5 protein-coding genes are annotated in these 6933 nt (G+C 42.2%); 1 reads left to right on the top strand and 4 read right to left on the bottom strand.

Annotated features, from left to right (window positions below; genetic code table 11):
* Positions 1 to 92: 92 nt before the first annotated feature.
* The 3 genes from AB6E08_RS22320 to rsuA form a co-directional block, all read right to left on the bottom strand.
* Positions 93 to 752, bottom strand: a complete 660-nt coding sequence (locus tag AB6E08_RS22320) for a DUF2913 family protein (RefSeq protein WP_009847083.1) — start codon at positions 750 to 752, stop codon at positions 93 to 95.
* Positions 752 to 1969, bottom strand: coding sequence for a Bcr/CflA family multidrug efflux MFS transporter (locus tag AB6E08_RS22325; RefSeq protein ID WP_017101184.1), 1218 nt, complete (start codon positions 1967 to 1969; stop codon positions 752 to 754). The genes AB6E08_RS22320 and AB6E08_RS22325 overlap by 1 nt, the downstream gene beginning before the upstream one ends.
* Positions 1970 to 2183: 214 nt before the next feature.
* Positions 2184 to 2879: a 16S rRNA pseudouridine(516) synthase RsuA gene (gene rsuA / locus AB6E08_RS22330; protein WP_009847085.1), complete on the bottom strand. Its 696-nt coding sequence runs from the start codon at positions 2877 to 2879 to the stop codon at positions 2184 to 2186.
* Positions 2880 to 2976: 97 nt separating this feature from the next.
* Between rsuA and AB6E08_RS22335 the strand changes: the two genes are divergently transcribed.
* Positions 2977 to 4716: a DEAD/DEAH box helicase gene (locus tag AB6E08_RS22335; protein WP_371703568.1), complete on the top strand. Its 1740-nt coding sequence runs from the start codon at positions 2977 to 2979 to the stop codon at positions 4714 to 4716.
* Between the two features lie 76 nt (positions 4717 to 4792).
* Here the strand turns inward: AB6E08_RS22335 and AB6E08_RS22340 are convergent, their stop codons facing one another.
* A complete protein-coding gene (locus AB6E08_RS22340; RefSeq protein ID WP_372160287.1) occupies positions 4793 to 6850 on the bottom strand; it encodes a GGDEF domain-containing protein in 2058 nt (685 codons plus the stop codon).
* Positions 6851 to 6933 lie beyond the last annotated feature (83 nt).

Raw genomic sequence — 6933 nt, forward strand, 5'->3', positions numbered from 1 at the left:
CCATCTGTAGGATCGTTCAACTGATCAGGAAAATGCTTAAATGATCAGTGTTAGCCATTTAGGCGGTCTTTATATTTTTAACTGTCACGAGATTAACCAATAACGCTAATTGGGATCTCAGCTAGCTGGTTGCCTTGGTTAGCAGGGTAAACGATGTATTCACCGTGATACTTCACCGCAGACTTATAGTCCGTCACTTTGTGAAGCATAAAGCCCGCTTCCATCGCTGCTTGAATGAACTCGGCGTGATTACCACGAACAAACCAGTTCATTGGCTTAACCATCAGCTCACCGTCGAAAGAGTCGTCACACTGTTTGCCACACAAAGCAAAAGAGTGCTCACCATCGGTGAAGAATTGAATCTTGCCGCCAGTCGTTAGCTCGTCTTCACTTGATACACTCCAACCCATCTCGTACATTTTGTCCATGAACGCTTCAACATCACTGTCTTTTAGCGCTTTAGGCTCTTCGCCTTCAGGGAAAAAACGTCCGTAAAACGCAGAAATACGTTTAAAGGTAAAAGTTAAATCAGAGTTATTGCCCTTTGAACGGCCCTGTTTCTGCCAGCGAACCAAGTCAGGCACAATCACACGATCATAAGACTGAGCCTTAATCGCCTTCGTTACCCAACGAACTAAATAAAGGTTGTTCGCAATAGGCGCATCAATCGCTTTGCCTGCTTTGTGCAGAGCGTAAAGCTCGCCTAATGCATCATTCACTAACTTCTGAATTTCAATATAGTATTTTGACATTATGCCTTCTTTCCTAATGTCCAATATAGTAACGCTGACATTACTGCACACGCAGCCATTACCATAGCCATAGACCCAGCACTGTCACTTGGCAGCATCGCAACGATAGCTCCAACGACAGAACCAGTACCAAATCTTAATGTTCCCGCAAGCGATGAAGCCGTACCGGCCATGTTTGGATAACCACTGAGCAATAGACCCATAGAGTTACTGCCGATAGTAGAAATGGTGCCAATAAATAGCATCACAAACGGCACAATACCCCAAAGCCCGAGATCCAATAACCAACCAACCAGTAAACCGACGCCAGCTAATAATTGAATGACCAGCGCGGCTCTCAGCATGGTATGAGAGCCAACCTTCTTAACAATTCGACCATTAATTGTCGTCATCAGAATCATCGCAACGATGTTCAGACCAAACAGGTAACCAAACAGGTCAGGACGTACTCCATAGACATCAATGTAGACAAAAGAGCCTGCGGTTAAGAATGCAAACATCCCAGAGAACGAGAACGCACCCGAGAAAATTAGGCCCATAGCGGTCGAGTTTTTACATAAACGAGCGTAATTACGAATCGTGGTTTTAAAGCGTAATGGTTGACGATTTTCAACAGGCAGAGTTTCAGGGATTTTGATTATCACCGCGAGAATCACAATCACTGCAAAAATAGCTAACACCCAAAAGATTGAACGCCAGCCGAACCACAATGCCAAATAACCACCAATCATAGGGGCAATTAATGGCGCAACCGTCATCACTAAGGTAACGAACGACATGGTTCTTGCAAAATCTTCACGGTCGAACATATCACGCACAACCGCTTGGATAATGACCGCCGCCGCCGCACCTGCAAAACCTTGAGCGGTACGAACTAACGTTAACGCTTCAATGCCATGAGTGGTTGCACTCACGACAGACGCTATCGCAAAGAAGAGCACACCAATCAGTAGAACTGGCTTGCGACCATAACTGTCGGCTAACGGACCATGTAACAACTGACCTAAAGCGAAACCTGCGGTGTACGCGGTAAGTGTGATTTGCACTTCCCCTGCTGTCACACCAAGATCTTTGGCGATCGTTGGCATTGCAGGTAGGTACATATCGATGGCGAGTGGTGTCAAAGCACCAATAGCGCCCAAAACCAAAAATAGCATCCAACCTAACTGAGGCGTTTGTGGTTGTGAGCTTGGGGTCTGTGAGGTAGACGTTTGCATAACTCTCCGACTAAGTACTAAGTTCTATGTGAACACGAGCATGCACGCAGCAATATACGAATATACACGTAGCAATACACAAATACGCACAGTGATACACGAATATGCGCACACATACATGAACATATAGTAATAATGGCTGAAACTGTCCTAGTACCAGTCAAAATAATCAGCCGACGCTATCCTTGGTCGGCCACATCTACGGTAGAAAAGATTACTTCCAGATAGAGTCTACTTCTTCTTGTGTTAGGTAACGGTATTCACCCAACTCTAAAGACTCGTCCATCTCGATTTCACCAATACGTTCACGGTGCAGTGCTTCTACCTTGTTACCAAGTGCTGCAAACATGCGTTTTACTTGGTGGTATTTGCCTTCGTGAATCGTTAGCAACACTTCACGCTCTGCACGTACTTCAAGGTGTGCTGGAAGTGTTAGGCCGTCTTCGCTCTTAAGCTGGATGCCCTCTTTGAACTTTTCAACGTAATCGTCTTCAACAGGTTCAACCAACCACACTCGGTACATCTTCTCGCACTTGTGCTTTGGCGATGTGATACGGTGAGACCACTTACCGTCGTCTGTCATTAAGACAAGACCCGTTGTATCAACATCTAAACGACCTGCAAAGTGCAGCTTGTCCATTTTGATTTCATCGAGTAATTCAAACGCAGTGCGATTTGAACCATCTTCATGCGAACAAACAAAGCCTTCTGGCTTGTAAAGCATGATGTAACGCGGGCCGTGAACATTCAGTTCATTGCCTTGCCATTCCACAACGCACTCTTCAGTTACCTTAAGTGAGCCGCTTTTTTGAATGACATCATTTACTGTCACTGCTTTTGATTTTAATAAGTGTGTTGCTTCTCTTCGAGTGACGCCTAACGCATCGCACAGAAATTTATCTAAACGCATGAATACCTCAACTAATCTAAGTCGGGTATTATAGTCACCTTTGCTCAATTAGTTGAGCTATTTCACACTATTTGTTTTTCATTTTACAAGACACGATATGTATACACTCCGCCCGTACCAAGCTGACTCAGTAAAATCAGTGATTCATTACTTCAGAAAACACCAAACACCGGCTGTTCTTGTATTGCCTACAGGCGCAGGAAAAAGCCTGGTGATTGCAGAGTTAGCAAGGCTCGCTAAAGGTCGTGTTCTAGTGCTTGCGCACGTAAAAGAGCTCGTTGAGCAAAACCATGAAAAGTATGAAGGTTATGGGCTAAAAGGTTCAATTTTCTCTGCCGGTTTAGGGCGTAAAGAGACAGACCAACAAGTGGTGTTTGCTTCAGTTCAATCCGTGGTTCGCAACCTTGACTCATTCTCCAATCAGTTCTCATTATTGGTTATCGACGAATGCCACCGTGTTCCCGATGAAAAGACCAGTAGCTACCAAAAAGTGATCACTCACTTGCGCGAGAATAATTCGGGCATCAAGGTGCTTGGATTGACCGCGACGCCTTATCGTCTTGGTATGGGGTGGCTTTACCAATATCACACACGTGGCCAAGTGCGTTCTGAAGAGCCGAGATTTTTCAGAGACTGTATTTTCGAACTGCCGATTCGTTATTTGTTGGACGAAGGCTTTCTAACACCAGCACGCATGATCGATGCGCCAGTATTGAGTTATGACTTTTCACAGCTAAAACCTGCAAGTACAGGCCGCTACAAAGAATCAGAACTCGATATGGTGATTGAGCAATCGAAGCGTGCTACCCCGCAAATTGTCGACCAAATTATTGAGCTGGCCAAAGACAAACTCGGCATCATGGTATTTGCAGCCACCGTTCGACACGCACAAGAGATCCTTGGTTTACTGCCCGAAGGTGAAGCTTCAATTGTAATCGGCGACACACCGACACTCGAACGTGACCAAATCATCAGTGATTTCAAGGAACGTAAAATCAAGTTCTTGGTTAACGTGTCGGTATTAACCACAGGTTTTGATGCGCCCCATGTGGATTTAATCGCGATTTTGCGCCCAACAGAATCTATTAGCTTGTACCAACAAATCGTTGGCCGTGGCTTACGCCTATCTCCGGGTAAAAAAGAGTGTTTAGTGCTCGACTATGCGGGCAACAGTTACGACCTTTACCAACCAGAGGTCGGAGACCCAAAGCCTGACTCAGACAGTGAAATCATCACTATTCCCTGCCCTGCTTGCGGCTTCAATAATAACTTCTGGGGCAAGCTAGACAGCAACGGCTTCTTACTCGAACACTTTGGCCGTAAATGCCAAGGCTACTTTACCGATGAAGACACGGGCGAACGCGAGCACTGTAACTATCGTTTTCGTGCTAAGTATTGTGGTGAATGCGGCGCTGACAACGACATTGCCGCGCGCATTTGTCATGAGTGTGATGCCACCTTGGTCGACCCAGATAAAAAGCTTAAGGAAGCGTTAAACCTCAAAGATGCGTTGGTGTTTGAGTGTTTAGAAATGGACCTTAACGTTCTCAAGGACGAAAAAGGCAAGTCGCAGCTTAAGGTCACTTACCGTGGAGAAAACCAAGCACAAGTGCATGAGTTTTGGTCATTAACCACCAAGAAACAGAAACAGAACTTTAAGGATCAGTTTGTTCGCCCTCACCTTGCAGACAGACACAGACCGTTTGAAGAAGCTTCACCAACGAAAGTGGTCGCTCACCAACATCGATTCCGCCCACCTCAATTCGTCATTGCACGTAAAGTCGGGCGCTTTTGGAAAATGAGAGACAAGATATTCGAAGATGAACTGAAGCAATAGAATCCCAATAATCAACAGAATTAATAAAAGGAGTATCGATACTCCTTTTATTCACATTCTAATGACCACACATGAGTTAACTTGTTAAACCACAAATTAGATTGCGCTCAGCTTTTTCTGATTCCCGCGCCTCTTTAGCCATATTATCAAAAAGCTCAATGGCTAAAGTTGGCTTATGAATATAAAAGCCTTGAATAAAGTCAATACCTAGCGTTTCTAAAGTTCTTAACTCTTCAATTGTTTCAACACGTTCTGCAACCACTTTAGTTTGGCTCATTTCTGCCAACTCAACTAATGAGTGCACCATTTTTTTCTTAAAATCAGAACTGTTAATATTTTCAACAAGCGAACCATCAAGCTTGATCGTATCGAAACAGCCTTCAGATAAAATTGAATACGATGAATAACCTGAACCAAAATCATCTAAGGCAACTATTATCTGGTGGTGTTGTAGTCGCTCTACTATTTTTCGAAACTTCTCATCTGCACGATAAAAAACAAGCTCAGTCACTTCAACACATAAACGGGAACGGATATAAGGGGGTAGATGACATAAACGATCGATAACACTCATATCGAAAATGGTTTTAACTGAGAAGTTTAATGACAATTGAATAGTTGAATAATGCTCAAGTAAGCCAATTGCGTAAGTAAGCATACGAGAATCGAGCTCCTTCTCAAGCCCATGAGAGGCTACAACATCGAGCAATTCACCAGCAGAAACGATTTTTTCACGCCCCTCTTCGTCTTCCATTTTTAAACGACACAGTAGCTCATAGCTCGAAGCAACACCCTTTAAAGAATGAATTTTTTGAGCAAAGCAAAGCAACCTATCCGAGTTAAGTAATTCAACTGCTTCTATTCTAAGATTCGGTAAGCTATAGAGCATGACCCCGTCTTGTTGCTGCCAGTCTTGGTAAGATTCATTGTTTGACTTTGCTTTACGGCAACAGTATTCAGCTTTGTAAATACAATCTTCGACAGATTCATTAGGACCACTTCGATAACGGCCAAAACTAAAGCTTAGAGCGTTTTCTGTTTCTTGGGTGAGGTTCTGTTCCAACAAATATTCAAGTAACTCCTTGGAAACCGACGTTTGGCAAATTAATACAAATTCATCGCCACCGACTCTATACGCCTTCCCTATGCCTTGTGCGGCTATTTTTTTGAAGCGCATAGCTAAATTTATTATCATTCGATCACCTACATGGTGACCTTGACTATCATTGAGAAACTTCAATTGATTTGCATCAATATAATAATAACACCGAGAACTCTCAATGACCTTTTTATATTCTATGGATTTTCGATTATACAACCCTGTCATGAAATCTTTATCAGAATTAGACAACAATTTCTTATAATCGCCCAAATTAATAACTCTTAATTCTCCAAGATCGTAAACACATGCTAATACAAAAGAAGCATGAGACAAGTAGAATAGCGCCTGTATTAAATAATAATACTCAGGTATGAATGAAATAGTCATTGATGATTCAAGAACCACCACAGACATAATAAAACACGAAAGATAGCTAATTATTATTTGAACTTTATTATTAACTTCTTTTGATATCAAACAAAATGCTATAACAACGGCTGCAAGGATAGTGCTAATTAAAAACCCAACAATGACGTCAAAGTTTATATAAACTGAAAAGAACTGTAGAAACACAAATGAAGAACAAATCAGTAAGTGCTTTGTATTTATTCTATCGCAACTTGAAAAAACAAGCATTAAATACACACAAACTAAAGATAAAGAATAAGAAACGAACCAGTAGTCGCTTCTAAAAAAATTTATAACGTAGGTTCCTTTATCATCATACCCATCCCATAAAAACCCAAACTTGTAAATATAAAACATAGAAAACAACACTATATAGCACGTCATAAATAGTGTTTTAGATCGCTTTATCGGCCAAACATAATAAACATAAACTAACGATATTGCGCTCGCCAATATAAATAGCGAGAGAATCACGCCATATTTCATGACAAGCGATTGCTTTAATTGATGCTCTTTCGAAAATAACGCACTGGCATTTACAGTCTTACCTCTAGGAAATTTCACTAAAACATGACTGTATTCAAAATTTTTGTTCAGCCGTAGCGAGCGATAATACTCAAACAAAAAATTGCCAACAACTTTGCCGTCTTGATCGGCTTTGTTGCGTAATTCAATGGAACTAAATCAAGAACCTACGATCTGATCAG

Origin of the sequence: Vibrio sp. 10N.247.310.24, from assembly GCF_041467175.1 — a bacterium.
GTDB lineage: Bacteria > Pseudomonadota > Gammaproteobacteria > Enterobacterales > Vibrionaceae > Vibrio > Vibrio tasmaniensis_A.

What these genes read in the sequence shown, in the direction of transcription:
- AB6E08_RS22320 (WP_009847083.1), bottom strand. Translation starts at nt 752, where the DNA reads ATGTCAAAATACTATATTGAAATTCAGAAGTTAGTGAATGATGCATTA.
- AB6E08_RS22325 (WP_017101184.1), bottom strand. Translation starts at nt 1,969, where the DNA reads ATGCAAACGTCTACCTCACAGACCCCAAGCTCACAACCACAAACGCCT.
- rsuA (WP_009847085.1), bottom strand. Translation starts at nt 2,879, where the DNA reads ATGCGTTTAGATAAATTTCTGTGCGATGCGTTAGGCGTCACTCGAAGA.
- AB6E08_RS22335 (WP_371703568.1), top strand. Translation starts at nt 2,977, where the DNA reads ATGTATACACTCCGCCCGTACCAAGCTGACTCAGTAAAATCAGTGATT.